Below are 18,184 nucleotides of genomic sequence, written 5' to 3'. Positions count from 1 at the left end.
TGGGCAAACCACGAATATGAAATTTACGATTGGAACAGTTTCAAACTCGTTGAATTTAGCTGAAGATTTGAAATTGATAAAAAGCTCCATTCTTTATGCCGATGAAATTGAACTGATCGGGATGGCAGAATATGCACTGTATAAATACCTTCCAAATTGTATTTTTGATGTTCAGGATATAGATGCCATGATCCCAGCACTTAGATCATTTTTGCAATCTCTAAAGCCTGCTGGTAGCGAAGGACTTTTAGAACAACTGGATTATGCAGATGCACAGCTTCAAATACTCGCTCCATATCTGAAAAGGAAAAAGTGCAGGTCGAAGCAAGAAATTATTGTTCAGATGAAATTAAAACAGCTCGAGAAACAATGCCGTGACCAGTTGAAAAATGGAATGCAGCAACTTTATATCCATCCCGGGACACAGGAAATAAAAAGTTATGTAGATCGGAAGATCGTATCGGTTTATGACTATAACTTTGATAGATTCGATGTAAATGAGCTTTCGGGAGGATATTTTGCCAACCTGATGAATGCCATGTACAATGGCACAGCATATCCGCTCTTCGATAAGGCGAGTAGTGGATTGATAGATACAGTTATTAAAACAAAACTGCTGGATATTGGAAAGTTGGATGAAAATACCCTGCGACACGCTGGAATTGCATCTGAAATACTTATGACATTGCCAACCTTAGAATCCGCATCTGTGGATGAATTGCTTTCGCTCAAGAATGAGAACCAAATTCCACTCACAAATTTTCGAAAAGCAATTTACGATTTTTCCATGCAGATTCAGTCTCTTCCGTGGGATGAATATTTTCAATATGATTGTCTGCAACTGTATAATACTCAAGTCCTACCTCAGGTACAAGAAATCAACGAGACTTTGACGCAGACGAGCATATTGCGAAATTTAGGAAAGCAGGCATTGGCTGATGAAGAACTGAGAAAAAAAGCTGGATATGCTACTGCTGGCTTAACAACTGCGATTACTACCTCCACGGACCTGTTCGGTGTTTTTGATTCAATAAAGACTTTTATCCTTGTTGCTGGGATAGCTGCTGTCTCAAAAGAAGCAGTGACAGGTTTTCTCAAAATCGCTGATCTATACAACAAAGCACGAACTGAGGTAACAGAGCAAAAAGACAAGGCGAGAAAAAATATAATGTATTACTACTATCTTGCGTCAAAACTTTAATGTTTCGGAAGGAATGAACCAATGAATAAAACAGCTATTAAAAACTTCGCAATCTGGGCGCGGAACAAGCTCATTGCGGACATCCAGTACCGCGCCGGATTGATGGGCATTACAGAGGACGGCATCAAAGACCCGCTCCCGCAGTCTACCGGGACGATGGAGTTCTATGACATCGGGACTGCTGAGCCGTATGCCATCACCGGCGAGGCAATCTCCCAGCGCAAAAAGCTAGTAGAGATCATCCGCCGAAAGGAAACGGACAGCAGCTACGCCACGGCCTACAAGTACATTTTGGAAGAGGTTGCCTACACCTGGTTCAACCGGCTGATCGCCATCCGATTCATGGAGGTCAACGACTATCTGCCCTCCCGCATCCGCGTCCTGTCCTCTGAGAGCGGCAAAATTGAGCCGGATTTGGTGACAACGCCCTTCGACGCGGAACTGAGCCTCACCACAGAGGAAGAACAGACAATTCTGCGCCTGAAAAACGAAAACAAGCTGGACGAGCTGTTCCGGCTGCTGTTCATCAAGCAGTGCAACGCTCTGAACGAAATCCTGCCCGCCCTGTTTGAGAAGACCAGCGACTACACCGAGTTGCTGCTGAACCTCTCGGTAGTGGATCAGGAAGGCGTGGTCTATCACCTGATTCATGACATTGATGAGGACGATTTCAACATCGAAAAAGGCGGTCAGGTGGAGATCATCGGATGGCTGTATCAGTATTATATTACTGAGCCTCATAACGAAATCGTCAACATCTATAAAGGTACAGTAAAAAAAGAAGATGTTCCTGCGGCAACGCAGCTTTTCACCACGGACTGGGTTGTTCGGTACATGGTTGACAATTCGCTGGGGAAATACTGGATAGAGCGCAATCCTCAGAGTAGTTTACGGGAGAAGCTGGCATTCTTTGTAGCGCCTAAAAATGGGGAAATTAGATTTATTGACGAGAAGGTTGAGCCTCAAGAGCTGACTTTCTTCGATCCATGCATGGGTAGCGGCCATATCTTGGTCTATGCGTTCGATATGCTGATGGAGATTTACACGGAATGCGGATACAGCACGCGGGATGCTGCTTCTGAAATCGTTCGTAACAATCTGTTCGGATTGGACATTGACCCACGCGCTTACCAGCTTGCGTATTTTGCAATTATGATGAAGGCCCGTCAGTATGACCGGCGCTTTCTCACTCGTGGGATTGAGCCTCAAGTGTACTGCCCGAAAAAAGATGAAGATTTGATTGAGTTTGGCTCGCTGGTGAAGGTTGATGAACTTGGAGAAAAACCGCAGGAGCCGACAGAGCTGACGCTGTTCAATATGGACTACGAGACAACGCTAAACGACTGGAATTTCCGCCGTTTGTTAGCTCAAGATTATGTGGCGGTTTGCACCAATCCGCCGTATCTCAACAAATATAACGCAAAGCTCAAGGACTTTGTAAACGACAAGTACAAGGACTATTCAGGTGATCTGTTCAGCGTATTTATCTACCGGAATTTGCTGCTGTGTAAGCCGAATGGTTACTGCGGATTTATGTCTCCCTTTGTCTGGATGTTCATCAAGACCTACGAGAAGCTACGCGAATTTATCATCCAGAACAAGAGTATCTCGACCTTGATACAGATGGAGTATTCCGCCTTTGAGGAGGCAACCGTTCCAATCTGTTCCTTTGTGTTGCAAAACAAAAAATCGGACGAAGCCGGTTTGTACTTCCGTCTTTCTGACTTCAAGGGCGGCATGGAGGTGCAGCGGCAGAAGGTGTTGGTGGCCATCGCCAATCCTGATTGTGGTTATTTCTATGAAGCCCAGCAATCCAACTTCTCCAAAATTCCCGGCTCACCGGTGGCGTATTGGTCAAGCAAGAAGATACTTGATGCTTATTCTACAGGAAAACTACTTGGTGAAATTTCGGATGTAAAAATCGGTATGGGAACTGGCAAAAACGATATATTTGTGCGAGAGTGGTGGGAGGTAAACTTTAGGAAGATTGATTACTCATTAACAGGTGTAAGCCAGATTAGTCTTAGTAAAGCAAGGTATTTCCCTTATAATAAGGGCGGTGAGTTTCGGCTTTGGTATGGTAACCTTCAGGAAGTTCTGTGGTTTGATACAGAAGGCCGCACTTATATGAACACAATGAGCGGGCATAGAGAAAATGGTGCTCACGATTGGTATTGCCATGAAGGGCTTACATGGTCTTTCATTAGCTCTTCAAAATTTGGCGTTCGTTACTTACCAACGGGATGTTTCTTTGATGTTGCAGGCTCTACTCTCTTTTCAAGAATCGATAACAAATATACACTTGGTTTCTTGTCATCTTGCGTTTGCTTTGACATACTGAGAATACTAAATCCTACGCTTAATTACCAAGCAGGTAATATTAAGAGTTTGCCAATCATTTTTTCACGCGAAAATGAAGTTGATTCTCTTGTGGATAGTAACATCAATCTGTCAAAGTATGATTGGGACTCCTACGAAACCTCATGGGACTTTAAGAGGCACCCTATGACAGTGAGTAGCCATACAGTGGTGTTTGGCGAGGAATACAAAGACAAACTGTTTACTCATCTCATTGACCATTACAGAGTATGGAAAAAAGAATGTGAAGATAGGTTTATTAACCTGCAAATGAACGAAGAAGAACTGAACCGCATCTTCATCGACATCTACGGCTTGCAGGACGAGCTGCCCCCCGATGTGGCGGATAAGGATGTCACCGTCCACCGCATCTTTGACACCAAAGACGATGTGCCGGAATCCATGCAGGGCAGCAGCTATGTCCGCACCAAGCGGGACGAGATCGTCTCCCTACTCTCCTACGCCGTGGGCTGTATGTTTGGGCGGTACTCTCTGGATAGACAGGGGCTTATTTTTGCCGGAGGCAATTTTGATTCTGTATATTGGAAATTCAAAGGACAAGCTGCTCTTAATGAACAGGGTGATCCGATTGACGGCGGGTATGCTGGAATATCTCTGGCGAATTATCACTACCCCAAATTCCATGATGCAGAAAATTGGGAAGATGCTACTTCGCTTTCTTATGAGCCGGATGTGGATGGCATCCTGCCCATCACCGACGAAGAATATCTGGAAGACGATATTGTCTCCCGCCTGTGTGGCTGGCTGAAAGCCGCCTACGGGGAGGACACGCTGGAAGAAAATCTGGACTTCATCGCCGGGGCGCTGGGCGGCAAGGGGAACAGCAGTCGGGAGATCATCCGCAGCTACTTCCTCAGGGACTTCTTCAAAGACCACTGCAAGACCTACCAGAAGCGCCCCATCTACTGGCTGTTCGACAGCGGCAAGCAGAACGGCTTCAAGGCGCTGATCTATCTCCACCGCTACACGCCGGACACCATCGGCAACCTCCGCGTGGATTACCTCCACAAGATGCAGCGCGTCTATGAGTCCGAGATTGGCCGGATGCAGGATATGATCGACCACAGCCAAAACGCTCGCGAGGTAGCCGCTTCCACTAAGCGGAAGGAAAAGCTCCAAAAGCAGCTGAAAGAATGCCGCGACTACGACGAGATGATCGCCCACCTCGCCCTGAGCCGCATCGAGCTGGACTTGGACGATGGCGTGAAGGTCAACTACGAGAAAATCCAAACCGCCAGTGATGGAAAGAAATACGCCGTTCTGGTAAAGATATAATTAGAAGTAGCACGAAATCATGAAGGAGGTGGTCTAGATGACCGCAGAAGAGATTTTCGCCGGGGAATCGGAAAATGTGGAGTTCAAGAGCGAAATTCCCGCCAAAAGCGAGAAATACATGAAGACCGTGGTGGCCTTTGCCAACGGCAAGGGCGGAAAGCTGGTCTTCGGCGTGGAGAATGGCACATGGATTGTTACCGGCTTTTCCAAAGAGGAAGTCTTTCAGAAGATGGACGCGATTACCAACGCCATTTTCGATAGCTGCGAACCAAAGATCACCCCGAACATCGCGGTGCAGGAAATCGACGGGAAGGCGGTTATTGTAGTAGAAATCATCCCCGGTATGCAGCGCCCCTACTATATCAAGAGTCAGGGCATCATGGACGGCACCTACATCCGCGTAGCGGGCACGACCCGCCATGCGGAACGCTACCGTGTGCAAGAACTCATCATGGAGGGGACGAACCGCTCTTTTGACCAGATGGAGCGGGAACAGACTGTTTCTGAGAAAGAGATTGCGGCCTTCTGTGAGAAGATGTACCAACACGCCCTCAAGCTGGCCGAGACAGATACGGCGCGGGAACAGATTCAGAAGGTTGGTAAAAATCAGTTGCTCTCGTGGAAACTGCTGGTGGAACGCGATGGAACCTATTATCCCACCAATGGGTATCTGCTTCTGGATGGAGATATGGCTGAGTTCCCGGATGCCGCCATCCAGTGTGCAGTATTCAAGGGAGTTGTGCGTGACATCTTCATCACCCGCAAAGAGTTTACCGGGCCGATATATGAGCAGATCGAGGATGCCTACAACTTCGTGTTGCAGCACATCGACCTCGGCTCCCGCATCGAAGGCATCGCCCGTCAGGATTACTATGAGTTGCCGGTCAAGACCATCCGCGAGATGATCTCGAATGCCGTCTGCCATCGCAGCTACCTGACACCGGGTAAAATCCAAGTAGCGCTCTTTGACGACCGGCTGGAGGTCACCTCCCCCGGTATGCTGGACAGCGAAATCACGATTGAGAAGATGAAGTCCGGCCTCTCGAAGATCCGCAACCGTGGGATTGCAGCCGCCTTTTCCTACATGAACATCGTGGAGGCATGGGGCAGCGGTATTCCGAAAATGGTCCGGGAAGCAAAGGAATATGGCCTTCGTGAGCCGGAGCTGATCGACATGGGCAGCGATTTCCGCATCAACCTTTATCGGAAAAAGGCGGCTATCGATCAGAATGGTGTCATTGACCCCAAAGAGCGTGACACCAATGACACCAAAGTTGAACCCAATGACACCAATGAAGAAGCGATCCTGAGCATCATCCTGAAAAATCCGCAAGCAACACAAGGGGCGATTGCGAAAGAAGTGGAGGCATCTCTTTCCACTGTCAAGCGCATCATGCGCAGCCTTCAAAAGAGCGGTAAGCTGCGGCGTGAAGGAACCAATCGAAACGGCTCGTGGGTAGTCACAGGCCAAAAGGAGTAAGCGGCATGGCAGAAATGAACATCAAACAAATCATAGACCGTCTGAATGCGGAGTTTACCGGCGACACCCGTAAACTCGTCTTTTGGTACGATGACAACGGCGAATTTGTGGAGGATATGCAGAATGTGGAGCTTGAAAATGCCAAGGTCTACTTTTTGCAGGCTGACAACCAGTTTGCCACCAAGCTTTTTCTGGAACGGCAGGACACCACAACAAACTACCTCATTTATGCTCCCTTTCCAAAGCCGGATGTGCGGGACAACCATTTGGAAGACACGCTGCTCTATTCCAAGCGCTTTTTTGCCGACCGTGCCTCGCTGCTTTTGGTGGATTTGGGTATCGATGAGAAATATAAACCCATCATTGAAAAGCACATCAAGTTCTTTGCCAACAAGGAACGGACACAGCGCTTCTATGACCTTGAAATCGAGAACTTCAATGAAGAGAACATCATCACGGGTCTCCTCTCTGCCATTTGTCGCACCCGCACCTGTTCCTTTGAAGAAGTAATCCGGGTCATACTGACGGACAGCGAGCTTGCAGATAACAAGTTCCTGTCCGAGGTAGAGAAGTACGGCCTGCTGGATGATTTCTGGAAGCTCTGCGAGCAGCATTTCGGCTATACGGATGTCAAGCCGACGCTGGAAAAACTGGTCGTGACCATGTTCGTCACCTATACTGCCAAGTATGTAGGAGCTGAACTTCCGAAAGCGTGGAAGGGATTTATTTCTTATAAGGCTGGAAATATAATCGCCTTTATGGACAACCTGATGAACAGTATTCTGTACCGGGGACGGTATGACGAGCTTTCCGCCCATGTCGCTTTCGGCTTGAATGTCAAGAAAGCCTTTTCTGACTTTCCGCCCGAGGACTTGGTGAACTGCGATACTTTTCTCGCCATTGACCAGATCCTCATAAATTGGGTTGTAGCGCGCTTGGTGGCTGAGGATGTAGGTGCAAGACTGGACAATCTGATCATCCCGCAAATCTGCGATAAACGGAGCAAGATGCACTTTGGGGAGAAAATAGGGAGCTGCTATCAGATGCTCAGCAGCGCCTATCAAATTATTCAGGCGGGGAATTATCATTGCCCGGACAGCTTCAAAGACATTCTTCTTCATTATCAGGAGGAAGACTTTCGTCTGGACTGCGAATACCGCCAGTTTTACTCTGCCTTTGACCAGATTGAAGACACGACGGGATTTGAGCCGCTGCGCGACTTGGTGGAGAACATCTACACAAACGAGTATCTGGAAACGCTGCTTCCCAAGTGGAATGCTGCGATTCAGGAGCCGGACGCATTGATGGCGCTGCCTTTGCAGCGGGATTTCTACGCCCGCAACTTGAAGAACGTCAAGGAGCGCACGGTAGTCATTATCTCCGATGCCATGCGCTATGAGGTAGGCAAGGAACTGTTCCGCCGGATGCAGGATGATCCCAAATGTACGGCGAAGTTGGAAGTGCAGCTTAGTGTTCTGCCTTCCTATACCCGTCTCGGTATGGCGGCATTGCTTCCGCACACGGAACTGACGATGACGAATGATTTCAAGGTGTTGGTTGATGGGCTTCCCTGCGAAAATCTCGTCGAGCGGGAAGCAATTTTGCAGAAATACAACATGGACAGCGTATGTGTCCAGTTTGACAGTATCAAATCGCTCAAGATTGCCGATCTCCGCAGCATTTTCACCGGCAAACAGTTGGTTTATGTGTACCACAACCAGATCGATGCCCGTGGGGACAAACCTAATACCGAGGACGAAGTTTTCGTTGCCTGTCAGGAAGCGATTGCGGAAATCATCGACCTGATTCGGCGCATCTCCACCAGCGCGAATACATACCGGTTTATCGTAACGGCTGATCATGGCTTCATCTACAAGCGGGATAAAATCGCGGAGAGCGATAAGATCGAGGGTGTTAAAAATAAGACCTCCCTTATCAATCGACGGTTTGTGGTTTCACCGGAACCAGTTGTCGGAGATGGCATTGCCAGTATGGAAATGGGGGAGATCCTTTGCAACTCCGACACCAAATGGGTGTCTTACCCAATCAGCGACGATGTGTTCAAGGTGACTGGCGGCGGGCAGAATTACGTGCATGGCGGCTCATCCCCGCAGGAAATGCTTGTGCCTGTACTTGATCTCAAGATGGAACGCGGCCATATGGATACTCGAAGTGCGAGTCTTGCCCTTGTGAGTATGGTGCGAAAAATTACCAACAAGATCACCATACTGGATCTCATCCAATCCGAACCGGTCAGCGATGTAGTCAAAGCGGCTACTTATCGTCTGTTCTTTATCTCGGATGACAACGAGCGGATTTCCAACGAGAATAGCTGTATTGCTGACAGCCGTGATCAGGATGCGTCTAAGCGTATCTTCCGCTTGAAATTCCAGTTCAAAGAAAAAAAGTACGACAAGGACAAGCAGTATTTCTTCGTGATATGCGATGATGCAACAGGGCTTGAGGTGTTCCGGCATCCTGTCATCATGGACATGGCCTTTGCCGATGACTACGGCTTTGGCTTTTAAAGGAATACCGGTGTGACAGGAGGCGATTGGAGTGGTTGATGTGACAAAAAACGAGGACAAAAGAGCTGTCCTCAAATCAAAACTGCGGCAGTATTTTGATGGAAAGATTGTACGCAAGGATTTGACCAAGAAAATCAAGGAAGGGGCAAATGTGCCGGTCTATGTCCTTGAATTTCTTCTGGGACAGTATTGCAGCTCTGATGATCCGGAGGTGATTGAGGAAGGCGTAGAGAGCGTAAAGCGCATTCTTGCGGATAACTTTGTCCGTCCAGATGAGGCGCAGAAGATTCTCTCTGTTCTGCGGCAGCGGAGCAGCTACACCGTGATTGATAAAATCACGGTGAGCCTGAATATCAAGCGGGATTTTTATGAGGCGGAGTTCTCCAACCTCGGGCTGAAGAACATCCCCATAGACGAGGAATACCCCGCCAAATTTGACCGGCTGCTTTGTGGCGGTATCTGGTGCATCGTGCAACTGGATTATGAGTATATGGAGGAAGACCGGAACGGAACACCAATCAGTATTCGGAAGCTCACCCCCATTCAGATGCCTCATGTGGACATTGAGGAATTAAAGCAGGGGCGGAAAGCTTTTACTGAAGAAGAGTGGATCCAGGTACTATTGCGCTCCATCGGTATGGAACCGGACAAATTCAATGACCGCGAGCGGTGGCTTCTGCTGACCAGAATGCTGCCGTTGGTGGAAAACAACTTCAACCTTTGCGAGCTGGGACCGCGCAGCACGGGCAAATCCCATATTTACAAGGAGATTTCACCTAACAGCATCCTTGTTTCCGGCGGTCAGACAACCGTGGCAAATTTATTCTACAATATGGGCAGGAAGACTGTCGGGCTTGTAGGACTTTGGGACTGCGTGGCATTTGATGAGGTTGCAGGAATCCATTTCAAGGATAAAGACGGTATTCAGATCATGAAGGACTACATGGCATCTGGCTCCTTTGCCCGCGGCAAAGAAGAAAAGGCTGCAAGTGCTTCTATGGTCTTTGTGGGAAATATCAATCAGAGCGTGGATGTGCTACTGAAAACGTCCAGCTTATTTGACCCCTTTCCGCCTGAGATGGGGACGGACACAGCGTTCCTTGACCGAATTCACTGCTACATTCCCGGCTGGGAGATTCCGAAGTTCAGACCGGAACATTTTACTGATGATTACGGATTTATCACCGATTATCTCGCTGAGTTTATCCGGGAGCTGCGTAAAGAGCAGCATGGGGACGAATTGGACAAATACTTCCGCCTTGGGAAAAACCTCAACCAACGCGATACTATTGCTGTCCGCAAAATGGTAGACGGCTTTGTCAAGCTGCTGTATCCTGATGGTGAATACTCAAAGGAGCAGCTCGAGGAAACCCTGAAGGTTTCGCTGGAAATGCGGCGGCGGGTTAAAGAACAGCTCAAAAAGCTGGGCGGCATGGAGTTCTACGATGTTAATTTTTCCTACATTGATTTGGAGACGTTTGAAGAGCGTTATGTCAGCGTTCCGGAACAGGGCAGCGGTAAGCTCATCCCGGAAGGCATCTGCAATCCAGGACAGGTTTACACTGTATCCCAAGGGAAATCCGGCATGATTGGCGTATTCCGGCTGGAATCACAAATGCTGCCCGGTAATGGTAAATTTGAGCGCACCGGTATCGGTTCTGAGACAAAAAGCAAAGAGGCAACCAACACCGCGTTTAATTACTTAAAAGCCAACGCAGGAAGGATCAGCGGAGCCATCAGCACAACAACAAAGGACTATATTATCAACTATCAGGATTTGCAAGGAATTGGCATGACCGATAAAATGGCTCTCCCCACTTTGATAGCACTTTGCTCAATTGCGCTGGGAAAGCCAACCATCAGCACCTTGGCCGTATTAGGAGAAACCAGTATCGCTGGTTCCCTTATTAAGGTGGACGAACTGGCAAATGCCCTTCAAGTCTGTCTGGATAGCGGCGCGAAGAAAGTCCTATTGCCTATTACATCGGCAGTAGATCTTGGTTCCGTTCCTTCGGAACTGATCGGAAGTTTTAATTTGATCTTTTACAGTAGCCCCGAGGATGCGGTGTTTAAAGCCTTGGGCGTGGAGTGAATAGACCGGATGATCTATCAAAGGTGAAAAATAACAGGCGAGAACCATACATGATTCTGGTAGTTAGTCCTTTGCCCAAGGCGGCCTTTCCATGGTGTAACCAAAGAAATAGAGAGAAGCATCTGTTTTGTTATCCATGATTTTGCAAAAGAGTTTGTTGATGAAGACTCGGTAAACGCCGTCTGCTTTTAGTTTTTTGTATTTTGATAAGTTCATTCTATGGCTACGAATTTGTTGGTGATGGCGGCCGAAGCATTCGTAAGCGTTGGCAAAGTAGTCAAACAATTCTTGCCCGGTCATGATTCGCTCCTCATAGCCATTGTAGACAGGTCTTTTAGTGTGTTCATCCATGTTTGCAATCTCCTTCCTTTTTGCGTAAATGAAAACCGCACCCAGACCATTCTGCGTGCGGTTTTTCAATGGGTTGTGTTGACAAAATAGATACCCCGCCAATAATAAGAATTCTGGAGCCAAAATAGAGCTGCTTTCCTTTTTTCACCGTGGTTTTATTGGCATCTCATTTTGATAGAGGAGGGCAAATCTTGAAAAGCGTCTTAAATGCTGGATTATAATATTAAAAAGAGGTCGGAAATTGGATTTCTCATTTTAAGTTCCAAATTTCGACCTCTGTTCGAACGAAAAATTTAATCAGTTGACTTATAATTTTCTGTGGAAGATTTCTTCTTAAAAAGAGTACTTGCCGACTGATGTTCCTCTGTTATTTTACGTTTAACTGCATGGCAAACACTTTGCAAGTCTGGCATAAGCCGAAAAGTATTCAATCCAATAGTATCCAGATAGTCCAACAACGCTCCCCGTAAATCTTTATGAATTTTTATTACAGTTGTGTTATTATTGATTATCTCTAATAACTCGTCTCTTTTCAGAGTATATGGGAACATAAATAATCCTTGTTGCATAACTATTCTCTGATTGCATTGGTTTGCATCCACAAATAGCATTTTTTTACTCGTAAATTTTGATATTATATCGTCCAAAAATGGTTTAAACTCTGAAGTATTTATTGCTATTTTTCCAGGGTGGTCTTCAGAGTATATCTTTTTAAAATAAGATATGATTGCTTTAGTACCAGCATCTTGTTTATTATACGGCTCTCCAAGCCCGTCAATAATTCTCTTAAGCAAGAAAATCATTTTACTGCTTTTGGAAGAGAACGATCCGGATTGAAAAAACATATCTTCATCATAATACGGTAATGAGCGGACATGAATTTGATTTTCTAAGTTGCAATAACGAATATAGTAATATGTCGCATCTTCTACACATTTATATTTTGTACTTTTAGGCATAAATAGCGCAAATGATAGTGCTGTGAACGGATTGTAGGTAAAATCCAGCAATCTGGTTGGAAGCCCATAATGCTGAGCATACGACATGAAATCAATCGGATTATTCGCAGAAAAATACTGTAGCCCATATTTTTCAAATTCATACAGAAGACTAATTTCCTGTGGGCTCCAATCTTTTTCACGAATCACATTTGGCAATAACTCAGACTGTTTACCGTAGCCTCTAAAAACGTTGTTCTTATTAACAGCTAATTGGGTGAGACGGCTAATAAGCTTATTTGCATCAGTAAATACAAATTTAGAATCATTGCTTTGCATTAGAATCCCTCAATCGTTGGATGTAGGCCCGTAAAGCTTTTTATATAGCAGGATAACCTTCAAAATATTATATCAGACAAATTCCTACAAAGAAAGACTCAATTCGGAAGCGAACAGAAAAATTTTGGAAGTTTATGTTTTACGGCAATATATGTTGGAATATATTAAGAAAGAAAATGAAAATAAGAAAAAGATCCTCGAGGATATAAAGATTCCGGATTCGAGTTTGTGTCGCATTGCAATTTTCTGGTTTTCTTTTTGCAAAAATCGCCACCCCAGCCCCATCTGCACGCGATTTGAGCACCACTTTCACGTACTAAAGCCCCACCTGCATCGCCGGAGTTTTAGCGACACCCTGCCGGAGAACCAGCGACACCTCATCGCTCTAAAAGGACACCCCCTGTGGCACATGCAAAAGCTCTGCCAGCTAAGCCAGCCAGCAGAGCTCAGGTCAACTTTCTTCAGGAACAGGAATGCCGTTCTCTGTCAAGATGTTCTCCAACTGTCGAATCCGCTCGCGCTGTCGTTGGAGTTCTTTCTCAGCTGCGTAAAAGTATTCCATCGACTCACGCTCCATCTCGTTGTAGCAGGCCCGTTCCAGTTCTAAAACCATACATTTTTCCTCATCGCAAAGATATGGGCGGTCACACATCCTGGCCACCGCCTTCCCGAGCAGCTTTCAAGCCCTTGCGTTCCCGCATCGAGACTCGGCCATCCACCAGAACCTCATAAGCGTTGTGGATAATGCGGTCCATAATGGCTTCTGAAACGGGGCTGTCAGATTCCGGGTTGGGATCGATCCTGGTGTACCAATCCTCAGATTCGTACTGCGTGCAAAAGATCGTAGACTTGTGGCACCGCGCCTCCACAATCTCCAGCATATCATAGGATTCTTGCGGGGACAGCGGACGAATCAGCCACTCGTCCAGGATCAGCAAATCTTTCTTCTTGTAGGCTTCAAGCACCTTTTTCAGCGTACCGCCGCTGCGGGCAATACTCAGTTCATCCAGCAGTTCCGGCATACGGATGTACTGTACCTTCTTGAAGCGGCGGCAGGCGGCATTGCCCAGGGCACAGGCGATGTAAGTCTTGCCGTTGCCAGAGGCTCCCTTGAGGATAATGTGGTGGCCTTCGTCAATGTACTGGCAGGTGGTAAACCGCAGCATCTGTGCTTTGTCCAGTTTGCGGTCCTCGTAGTATTCAATGCCCTCCACAGTGGCAGACGGTACGGCGAAGCGCGCGTTGCGGATAAACCGGTTCAGTTTGTTGCTCTGGCGTCGGTTCCATTCCGCATTTACCAGCAAGCCCAGGCGCTCCTCGAAGCCCAGTTCATTGAACGTGGGGTCTTTCAACTGGTTGGCGAACTCCGCTGCCATAGCGGTCAGCTTCATTGCCGTGAGCATATCCAATGGTTCGCTGGCTGTACTGAAGACTGCTTAACCGCAAGATCTCCCGATAATTTGTCATTACGAAACCTCCAATTGATTTAGTCACAGCTTGGCTGTGCTAAACCAATTATAAGGCTTTGGGGCTTCAGTGCGTGAAAGTGGGGCTAAAACTCCGGCAAGGTGGTGCTAAAACTGCGTGCAGATGGGGCTGGGATGGCGATTTTTGCATTCTTTTTAGGTGTCTCATTTCTGCTGGAGAATAAAACACCCAAAATTTGGTTTGAATTCTGATATTCAAGCATGGAAACAGAAATCGAAATTTAGAACTCAAAATGAGACATCCAAATTTCGATTTCTGTTTAAAATTTTAAGTTATTGAATATTAACAATAAATTCCTGACTTTTTGCAACGCAGATACCACGTTTAATAATAAAGCACTGAACAGAATGTGTGCCGGAATATGATGTTGACTCCCGCTTACAATCGGCACCAACATCAGAGTCTTCAAAATTTCCGCGGAGGCAATGTGCATTTTGTGCTTCCAACCCAGTATTAACGATTTGCCATTTTACCGTGTAGGGAGGTTTAACACCTGTCAATGCCTTAAAAAGCAAGGAACACTGCTTCTCCAAAGGTATTCCATTGCTTGTGTATTCTATTTTCTCCCCATTGGAGTTAATAACTCGAGCGGAAATAAATGCGGCCCCACCACGCTGCATGGGCCATAGCAGACGTTGGCGGTGCGGTGCATTAATACACATTTGCAAATTAGAAATGGACGAACTATTGGCAGAATCTTCTTTTGGAAACTCGCATCCAAGAATTTTCCGCCAAATATCATTTGCTGTCCCCTCTGCATTAAGCAAATTTGCATGTTCCTCAAGCTTTTCAATGAATGCGGAAAAATCGTCTATGGAGTAACCGGATAACAAATTATTGCCAACAATTTTATCAGAAGGATCGTCAATTTCTGGGTTGATTTTTTGGGAAACATAATCTTCTTTATACGCAGAAATAATATTTTGTATAGTACCTATCAAAAAATCTTCTGTGGAAAGAGTACAGTCTCCAAGATTATCTGCTATAATTTTTTCGAGCGTGATACCTTTGGGATATTTTCGATTATCAGGACAATTAACTCGTCTCCACCATTTGAAGATTTTTACAAGAGGCTTATATTTTCTATCATTGCTTTTATTTACTTCAGTAGACCATACCTTGTGGCCTTTAGGATCGCTTACAGTCCAATTTCCAGTTTCTGAGTCCCCTATGTAATAAAGTTGATTATCGTTTTCATCTACAATGACTGGAACGACATCAACACTAATACCACTCATATCGATTCCTACAGAGTGGTGCTGAACTTTGGCAGAGGAATAATCACTTTTTTCCGCCAAGGTGTCTCGAAGTTCATTTAATACATCAACTGAGCTTTTTTCAGAAGAATATGTTGTTACGACAATAATATCAACATCCCGCTTATTATCACCCGCAACAGGGCGAATAGAAGTATGCTTGGCATAGGAGCCAGATAAAAATGTGTCGACATGTACACTCTTGTAACTTTCATGCTCCTTTAGATAGGCTCGTAAATTGGTTTGAATGCTACTAATGTATGAAACTGTCGTTGTGCTGGGTTCGATGTTTTTCAAAAAAGCATCAAAATCTTTTTGTTTAGCCATAACTCTCCTTTACATGACTTTATAATATTTGCTATCAATTTTACTTGCATATTCTCTATAATCGATTGCCGGAACCGTGCCAATATCCTGTAATCTCTTCAATAGGTTAAGAAGTAAAAAAACAAGAGAATCATTTTGCTCACAAAATCGGATTGTAGGAGTTTTAGATGCATCATATTGACTAACAAATATGTTGTTATCAATAACGAATGTATTGTCGGAAACAGAGCACACAAAATCTAACCGCTTATTATGGCTTGTTATATTGATATACTTAACGACATTGGGCGCAATTGGTGCAGTCCAATCACTCTTTGTGGTCAAAACTCCAGCAAGAATTTCATGCAAAGGTTTAGGCTTATACTGACCACCTGCATGTTGAATTGGTGCCGATGAGCGAATTAAAGAACGAACACTTTCTGCCTTTTCTTGGGCATACTCCATGTGATCTTTATTGAGATTCTGTTTGATTTCAAAAACAGCATACACGCTTTCGGCAGGGATGAGTTTGCTCTCTTGTTGCTGAAATACCATATAAGAATACTGTGCGTCATAAATTACCAAATCGATTTGTTGGCTGCATTTGCCCCCCGAATCTATGACAATAGCCTTGTCAACTGCATATCGAGCGGGCAGATATTTTTTAAACCAGGCAATCCAATTGGCTTCCGTATTGTCGCCTTTTGTTCCTGAATGTGCAAATGGAACCGAACCAGTATGAAGAGTCTGTAACATTTCAGCTTGCATATTAGAGTACAGGTCAGATAGACTGATTTCCGACATTTGCACCGCCTCCTGTGTGTGCGATAAATTTAAGTACTATATATCACTTAATGGGCATCTTTAAATTTACCGATTTTTCATATCCATTGATAACTCTTTAATTATACCACAAAATTCCCCATTTCTCAACGAGAAAAGCAGGCACAGAGAGACACCGGCAGCGCACAAGCTGTCAGCATCTCTCTGTGCCTGCTTCTTAGTGAAGGGGCTGCGTGAGTTCAAACCCACCGACGAAGCGGATGCGGATCTCTTCTTTGGAGAGGACGGTTACTCGTTCGATCACCCGGTACACCAGGGTGTCGGAATACTCCGTAAGGTCGAGATCTTCTGCGGAGATGAGTTCCATGATCTCCCTGGCCTTGTTTTCTCGGCCCATATCCTGCTTGGCATCCAGTTCCGCATGTTTTTTCATTTGCCTCAGCTGGAGCATTTCGTTGCTGATTTGCTTGATTCGCAGATCTCCGATTTCACTCTCATCCATCGTAAGCAGCCGGTCCAAGTCCTTGTTCAGATCGTGGAGCCTGTTTTCTATCACGAGGGAATTGATTGCGGTATTTTCTCCACCGATACAGTGTATAAGTGCTTCCTGCAGGGTGTCGGCCTTTTTTTCTGGTGGCCTTGAATTAGCTTACTAGCTCGTCAAAGCCCTGGCCGGGGATGTGCTGCACATCCGAGGGCGGCAGGTTGACGGTGACGCCCTTCATGGTGGGAGCGTCCTCGGTGCTGGTGGTATATTGGTAGTAGAGCCGGCCCTTGGTGTCCCTGTCCACCACCATGCGGTTTGGCATCAGCGGATAGGGGGCAGTGGCCTCGCCCTTACCGTTGCAGATGATCTGGGCATAGGCGTTGCCCTATAGACCTGATCAATTCCAGCGCCGGTAAAGCTGCACCTTATATGACTGAAAAGCTCCGGGTAATAGGCAACGGCAAAATGTCCGCAGGTGTTACTGCCTTAACTAAATATGCTGCAAAAAGCGGCATGGAAATAGGCGAAAAAATCGGTCTGAAGAAAGGACTTGGGCTCGGCATACTCGGTACACTTACTGTAGTTAGCGCAATCAAGATAGCTTTCGATTTTCATCGTAAAAAAGCTGAACGGATTAACGAATTACAGCAGGTAGATTAAGAATTGGAGGTGGAGTCTACTGAACTCGAAGGCACGGAGCAGCCTGATCAGCAAAGCGCATCAGAAAACGAGTCACTAAATTAAGGAGGATTAGCTATGGAAGACTGCATCAATTGCGGAATGTCCCTCAGCGGAGGAGACCTTACGCTGCCCTGGGAGGATGGTGACAATCCCAACGCCTACATCATCTGTCCTCATTGCCGGACTAAAAACACTGTCTATGGTTATGGCGAGGATGATGACTAATCCCTGCAGATTAGATAAACAGCAGCCCTCTGCTGTCATAGACTGACTCGCTGGTGTCGTTGCCGCATCTGATTGCCCGATCAAGGGCCATAACGGTGGCAACGGCGCCATCGATTTTTTCTGTGGATTTTTCCTTGTCCGGTTTTATGTTCCCTGCCGGGTCGATTCGAATGTAAATGTTGTCCATCATCCAGCGAAAGACAGGGACGCTATGGGACTAAATGCTCGCCACAATGGGAAACAAGATGATGACAGCATAATCCGCCAAGTTCCCGGAAAACAGAAAAAGCCAGGAAAGTCCATAATATTAGGCTTTCCGGGCCCAGATACAAAAACAGCCCTCCGATTTGGAAGGCTGTTTTTGTATTAAAGATT

General features: G+C 46.1%; 14 protein-coding genes and 2 pseudogenes. 7 read left to right on the top strand and 9 right to left on the bottom strand.

Annotated elements, in window-relative coordinates; translation table 11 throughout:
* Nucleotides 1-16 precede the first annotated feature (16 nt).
* The 5 genes from ODJ80_RS09370 to brxL are packed head-to-tail and all read left to right on the top strand — an operon-like array spanning nt 17 to nt 10,955.
* On the top strand, nt 17-1,201 hold the full coding sequence (locus ODJ80_RS09370) for a hypothetical protein (RefSeq protein WP_263041865.1): 1,185 nt from the start codon (nt 17-19) through the stop codon (nt 1,199-1,201).
* 21 nt (nt 1,202-1,222) lie between these two features.
* Nucleotides 1,223-4,855 carry a BREX-1 system adenine-specific DNA-methyltransferase PglX gene (pglX, locus tag ODJ80_RS09365; RefSeq protein ID WP_263041864.1) on the top strand — a complete coding sequence of 1,211 codons (3,633 nt, stop codon included), beginning with the start codon at nt 1,223-1,225 and terminating at the stop codon, nt 4,853-4,855.
* 37 nt (nt 4,856-4,892) lie between these two features.
* Nucleotides 4,893-6,335, top strand: coding sequence for an RNA-binding domain-containing protein (locus ODJ80_RS09360; RefSeq protein WP_263041863.1), 1,443 nt, complete (start codon nt 4,893-4,895; stop codon nt 6,333-6,335).
* A 5-nt stretch (nt 6,336-6,340) separates the two neighbouring features.
* The gene (pglZ, locus tag ODJ80_RS09355) at nt 6,341-8,863 is read left to right on the top strand and encodes a BREX-1 system phosphatase PglZ type A (RefSeq protein WP_263041862.1); all 2,523 of its coding nucleotides are present in this window, start codon (nt 6,341-6,343) and stop codon (nt 8,861-8,863) included.
* A gap of 31 nt (nt 8,864-8,894) precedes the next feature.
* Nucleotides 8,895-10,955, top strand: coding sequence for a protease Lon-related BREX system protein BrxL (brxL, locus tag ODJ80_RS09350; protein ID WP_442863906.1), 2,061 nt, complete (start codon nt 8,895-8,897; stop codon nt 10,953-10,955).
* 63 nt (nt 10,956-11,018) lie between these two features.
* On the opposite strand, the gene ODJ80_RS09345 is transcribed toward brxL, so the two are convergent.
* The 8 genes and pseudogenes from ODJ80_RS09345 to ODJ80_RS09310 all read right to left on the bottom strand — a co-directional run.
* Nucleotides 11,019-11,306 (bottom strand): hypothetical protein, encoded by a 288-nt coding sequence (locus tag ODJ80_RS09345; RefSeq protein WP_178864985.1) that lies wholly within the window; start codon nt 11,304-11,306, stop codon nt 11,019-11,021.
* Nucleotides 11,307-11,599: 293 nt separating this feature from the next.
* Nucleotides 11,600-12,583: an FRG domain-containing protein gene (locus ODJ80_RS09340; protein ID WP_263041861.1), complete on the bottom strand. Its 984-nt coding sequence runs from the start codon at nt 12,581-12,583 to the stop codon at nt 11,600-11,602.
* A 451-nt stretch (nt 12,584-13,034) separates the two neighbouring features.
* Nucleotides 13,035-13,196 (bottom strand): hypothetical protein, encoded by a 162-nt coding sequence (locus ODJ80_RS09335; RefSeq protein WP_162613447.1) that lies wholly within the window; start codon nt 13,194-13,196, stop codon nt 13,035-13,037.
* A 31-nt stretch (nt 13,197-13,227) separates the two neighbouring features.
* Nucleotides 13,228-13,974 (bottom strand): ATP-binding protein, encoded by a 747-nt coding sequence (locus tag ODJ80_RS09330; RefSeq protein WP_263041860.1) that lies wholly within the window; start codon nt 13,972-13,974, stop codon nt 13,228-13,230.
* Nucleotides 13,975-14,343: 369 nt separating this feature from the next.
* Nucleotides 14,344-15,654: an SMODS domain-containing nucleotidyltransferase gene (locus ODJ80_RS09325; RefSeq protein WP_263041859.1), complete on the bottom strand. Its 1,311-nt coding sequence runs from the start codon at nt 15,652-15,654 to the stop codon at nt 14,344-14,346.
* Nucleotides 15,655-15,663: 9 nt separating this feature from the next.
* Nucleotides 15,664-16,437: a DUF6602 domain-containing protein gene (locus ODJ80_RS09320; protein WP_263041858.1), complete on the bottom strand. Its 774-nt coding sequence runs from the start codon at nt 16,435-16,437 to the stop codon at nt 15,664-15,666.
* A gap of 196 nt (nt 16,438-16,633) precedes the next feature.
* Complete coding sequence (locus ODJ80_RS09315) at nt 16,634-16,918, bottom strand: hypothetical protein (protein WP_263041857.1); 285 nt, start codon at nt 16,916-16,918, stop codon at nt 16,634-16,636.
* A 148-nt stretch (nt 16,919-17,066) separates the two neighbouring features.
* Nucleotides 17,067-17,288: pseudogene (locus tag ODJ80_RS09310) on the bottom strand (phage portal protein); the annotation flags it as partial.
* A gap of 44 nt (nt 17,289-17,332) precedes the next feature.
* On the opposite strand from ODJ80_RS09310, the gene ODJ80_RS09305 reads away from it, so the two are divergent.
* A complete protein-coding gene (locus tag ODJ80_RS09305; RefSeq protein WP_263041856.1) occupies nt 17,333-17,563 on the top strand; it encodes a hypothetical protein in 231 nt (76 codons plus the stop codon).
* A 96-nt stretch (nt 17,564-17,659) separates the two neighbouring features.
* The gene (locus ODJ80_RS09300; RefSeq protein WP_263041855.1) at nt 17,660-17,809 is read left to right on the top strand and encodes a phage terminase large subunit family protein; all 150 of its coding nucleotides are present in this window, start codon (nt 17,660-17,662) and stop codon (nt 17,807-17,809) included.
* A 10-nt stretch (nt 17,810-17,819) separates the two neighbouring features.
* On the opposite strand, the pseudogene ODJ80_RS09295 reads toward ODJ80_RS09300, so the two are convergent.
* Nucleotides 17,820-18,014, bottom strand: a pseudogene (locus ODJ80_RS09295) (terminase TerL endonuclease subunit); the annotation flags it as partial.
* Nucleotides 18,015-18,184 lie beyond the last annotated feature (170 nt).

This window comes from Acutalibacter sp. LFL-21 (genome assembly GCF_025630755.1).
GTDB lineage: Bacteria > Bacillota > Clostridia > Oscillospirales > Acutalibacteraceae > Acutalibacter > Acutalibacter stercoravium.
This window is presented reverse-complemented; position numbering and strand designations above follow the sequence as displayed.

Excerpts from the sequence above, each read along its gene's own strand:
- ODJ80_RS09325 (WP_263041859.1), bottom strand. The coding sequence starts at position 15,654 with ATGGCTAAACAAAAAGATTTTGATGCTTTTTTGAAAAACATCGAACCC.
- ODJ80_RS09305 (WP_263041856.1), top strand. The coding sequence starts at position 17,333 with ATGACTGAAAAGCTCCGGGTAATAGGCAACGGCAAAATGTCCGCAGGT.
- pglX (WP_263041864.1), top strand. The coding sequence starts at position 1,223 with ATGAATAAAACAGCTATTAAAAACTTCGCAATCTGGGCGCGGAACAAG.
- ODJ80_RS09340 (WP_263041861.1), bottom strand. The coding sequence starts at position 12,583 with ATGCAAAGCAATGATTCTAAATTTGTATTTACTGATGCAAATAAGCTT.
- pglZ (WP_263041862.1), top strand. The coding sequence starts at position 6,341 with ATGGCAGAAATGAACATCAAACAAATCATAGACCGTCTGAATGCGGAG.
- ODJ80_RS09300 (WP_263041855.1), top strand. The coding sequence starts at position 17,660 with ATGGAAGACTGCATCAATTGCGGAATGTCCCTCAGCGGAGGAGACCTT.
- ODJ80_RS09370 (WP_263041865.1), top strand. The coding sequence starts at position 17 with ATGAAATTTACGATTGGAACAGTTTCAAACTCGTTGAATTTAGCTGAA.
- ODJ80_RS09335 (WP_162613447.1), bottom strand. The coding sequence starts at position 13,196 with ATGGTTTTAGAACTGGAACGGGCCTGCTACAACGAGATGGAGCGTGAG.
- ODJ80_RS09345 (WP_178864985.1), bottom strand. The coding sequence starts at position 11,306 with ATGGATGAACACACTAAAAGACCTGTCTACAATGGCTATGAGGAGCGA.
- ODJ80_RS09320 (WP_263041858.1), bottom strand. The coding sequence starts at position 16,437 with ATGTCGGAAATCAGTCTATCTGACCTGTACTCTAATATGCAAGCTGAA.
- ODJ80_RS09315 (WP_263041857.1), bottom strand. The coding sequence starts at position 16,918 with ATGGATGAGAGTGAAATCGGAGATCTGCGAATCAAGCAAATCAGCAAC.
- ODJ80_RS09360 (WP_263041863.1), top strand. The coding sequence starts at position 4,893 with ATGACCGCAGAAGAGATTTTCGCCGGGGAATCGGAAAATGTGGAGTTC.
- ODJ80_RS09330 (WP_263041860.1), bottom strand. The coding sequence starts at position 13,974 with ATGAAGCTGACCGCTATGGCAGCGGAGTTCGCCAACCAGTTGAAAGAC.